This is a genomic window from Aquimarina addita, from assembly GCF_039539305.1.
In the GTDB taxonomy this organism is placed as follows: domain Bacteria; phylum Bacteroidota; class Bacteroidia; order Flavobacteriales; family Flavobacteriaceae; genus Aquimarina; species Aquimarina addita.
In genome coordinates, this window is the sequence record NZ_BAABCW010000047.1 from 1 (window position 1) to 3,016 (window position 3,016).

At 29.8% G+C, this 3,016-nt stretch carries 3 protein-coding genes; all 3 read right to left on the reverse strand.

Annotated features, from left to right (window positions below):
* Window positions 1-147: 147 nt before the first annotated feature.
* The 3 genes from ABD816_RS21975 to ABD816_RS21985 all read right to left on the reverse strand — a co-directional run bounded on the left by ABD816_RS21975 (window position 148) and on the right by ABD816_RS21985 (window position 2,688).
* Entirely contained in the window at window positions 148-1,077 is a 930-nt protein-coding gene (locus ABD816_RS21975) for an NTF2 fold immunity protein (protein WP_344931047.1), read from the reverse strand.
* A 220-nt stretch (window positions 1,078-1,297) separates the two neighbouring features.
* Window positions 1,298-1,963 carry a hypothetical protein gene (locus ABD816_RS21980; protein WP_344931048.1) on the reverse strand — a complete coding sequence of 222 codons (666 nt, stop codon included), beginning with the start codon at window positions 1,961-1,963 and terminating at the stop codon, window positions 1,298-1,300.
* Between the two features lie 155 nt (window positions 1,964-2,118).
* A complete protein-coding gene (locus ABD816_RS21985) occupies window positions 2,119-2,688 on the reverse strand; it encodes a hypothetical protein (protein WP_344931049.1) in 570 nt (189 codons plus the stop codon).
* Window positions 2,689-3,016 lie beyond the last annotated feature (328 nt).

Genomic DNA, 3,016 nt, shown 5'->3' on the forward strand with positions numbered 1-3,016 from the left:
AATATTGACAACGCTTAATGGCGTTGCCAACATTCCAACACTATAAAATCATCATCATAATGAAATAAATAAAATAAAAAAATATCGTAAATTTAACCTAGGACTTGGGAAAGGGCTTTACATAGGATACATTGTTGTAAGCAGTTTTTATAACCCATTCTTTTTCCAACCAGAATCTAAATAATAGCATTCATCAATTTTCCATTCATTGTCTTTTTTTAAGATAATGAATCTGTATTGAGAATTTAGATATTCGTCTTTCGTATAAAGCAATACTTTGTTTTTGGTTGGTTGTTCAAAGTCAGTTATTTTTTGGTTAGAATAAGTATAATTCGGTCCGCTTGAGTATGAAGACCACATAGGTCGGAAGCCTTTTCTTTCTTTATCAATACAATACGTCTTAAAAACAGCTAAGCATTTATTTGTTAATTCGTCGGTAAAATCATCAATCTTCTCTGCATATTTTTCCCAATTAGTCATTTCAGTGAAAAATGAATTCAGTATTAATTTGCATTCAACAATATCAACTTGATTGTATTCAAGTTTCTTTTTATTGAGCTTTTGTTGTTCTGATTCAAATAATTTAATGTGTTCTTTTGTTATTTTATCATTTGGAACTATTTGCAATTTTTTATTTGAAGCGATAGACATCAATCCGCTCAATGTTACATTTGTTTTGTCTATTCTAACAATTCCCAGTTTTTTAAAATCTTTGAGAAATTGAATTCCTTCATCATCAAGATTTGTGTCTACTAACCAAAGAGTATTCAGTTTTTTATGGTCTTTAAAATACGATAAGCCTTCTCCATTTATCATTGCTTTGGTAATAAATAAATATTGAAGGTTAGGTGCTTTAGATAAATATTTTAGAGAGAGGTCAGTAATTTCGGTGTTTTCTAAAGTAACGTTTACCAACTTTTTTAGAGTACTAATTTTTTCTATATCTGAGTCAGAAATTTGACAGTTTTTAAATGAAATTCCAACCAATCCAGATTGACCTGCAATTAGGTCTATCTCTTGAGTAGTAAATTCTCTGTTTTCAAATTGATATGTTCTTGCTTTTTTTGTTAAGTCCATCGGTTTTTCTCAAATTGCTTACAACGGCTTCGGCTAAGGTTAGTACGGGATTAAATTGGTATTTAATTTCGGATTAAGCGATTAGCCAAAACTTTTTATTTTGTTTTATCTTTTTTTGTTCTAAAGCCAAATCAAAAGATTTGGCGGACTTTATAAAAATACACTAAACTTTGAATTAAGCACTAAAACCCGTATTAATTTTAGCCATTGTTGTAGGTAGTTACTTTTTTAGCTCCCATTCAATATTATTGATGCTTTGTTCAGATAACGACTCTAAAACATCCTTTAATTCATCTAGCGAGTTAATTTCAATTTCACATTTGTCAGTTTCCAATATCATTTTTTTAGCCTGTTTAAAATCATTTATAAAATTATCAGATGTCATTAGTTTTTTCAAATCACTAATTTTTTTTGAGCAAAGAGCTGGCTCTTCTATTTGCTCATTTAAATCGTTACTTTTTTGGCTTAAATAGCGAAATTTCATTTCTAATATTTTAAAAGCTCTATTCAGCTTTTTATTATTTAATTCTCTTCCAAATTTTTTATAATTTTCGAAATTATTTCCAATGTATTTAGTGTCATCAAATTTTAAATATAAGTCAAAGTTTTCCTTGTACAAAGAGTTTAAATCATTGTCAATTTTCATTAAAACTTCATCTTTTAATAACTTTTCAATATGGATGTTATTTATTTTTATCCAAATTGGACTTGATGAAATAGCCTCGAAACTTATGTCAATATATTCATTTAGGTCATTGAATATACTGAAATGATATTCGTAAGCAATCTGTTCTTCCTGAACTTCATTAAATCCATATTTTTTAATCAAAGAAAGGTTCTCTTCAATTGAGGATTTTATGTCTTCATATAAATTAAACTCTCTCATTTTTTTCTAATTGCCTACAACGGTCTCGTATAACCGTCAGTTACGGGTAAATTAGCGATTATTTTCGGATTAAACACTGACGTTAGCAATTCCGCGTGGATTCGGACGTAGTCGAATCCGCCGTAATTGCGGTTATACATTGTTGTACACCGTTTTTATTCACGTTTCTCAAGTTCCGTTTCTAATTCAATTCTGTCTTTTTTAATCATTCGCCTACCTTTATTATACTTGGCATTCTTTTCGTCTTCGATTAGTTCTTCGATAAGAAATTCAAGTTCAGAATTTGTCAATTCCTTTGGCGTTTTAGTATAAATACTTTCGTCAATTTCTGATGTTTCCAGTTGAGAATTTTCTAATTCATTAATTCTTTCAGTCGGTTTTTCAGTTTCTACTTCGGTCAATTCATAGCCAGATTTTGGCAATTCCGTTTTTCCGATAGTTTGCAGATAATCATTTAAAATCCGTTTTTCCACAAAGATTTTTCCTCCGCCAAATTTGTGTCGGTCAGACATATTTTTTTTAACTCCAGAAATCCAGTATTCATTTCCAGATTCAATTTCATAATAGTTTCCGCCTGAAATTCCAGTTCCATTTAAACTTTGAAATCCTTTACCATTAAAATAAATTGTTTTTCCGCTTTTAGAGAATGAAACGAGACCAATCCAAGCAGTTCCGTTATCCGAAAATCCACTCTTTAATTCTAAGTATTTTAATTCTGTTCTCAATGTTTTTCTTAAATGGTGTACAACGGACTTGTGTATGAAACGTAGCGTGGAAAAAGACACTAACTTTTCGGGTTAACACAGAGCCGAATTTTTATATTTTGTTTTTAATTTTTTCTCTATTTAAAAGCCAAATTAAAAATTTGGCGGACTTTCTAAATATACCCTAAACTTTGGGTTAAGCAGCAAAACCCGTATTAATTTTAGCAACAATGTAAAAGCCGTACCCTAAGTTATATAATAAAAACAATCTAATTTCTTTATTATGAAAACAAAGGATACTACCGACTCAAAGTTATTTATTGGCATCGACGTACACAAGCGAAGTTGG

Bases quoted from the DNA above. Each gene is read 5' to 3' on its own strand.
- ABD816_RS21975 (WP_344931047.1), bottom strand. From the start codon at position 1,077: ATGGACTTAACAAAAAAAGCAAGAACATATCAATTTGAAAACAGAGAA.
- ABD816_RS21980 (WP_344931048.1), bottom strand. From the start codon at position 1,963: ATGAGAGAGTTTAATTTATATGAAGACATAAAATCCTCAATTGAAGAG.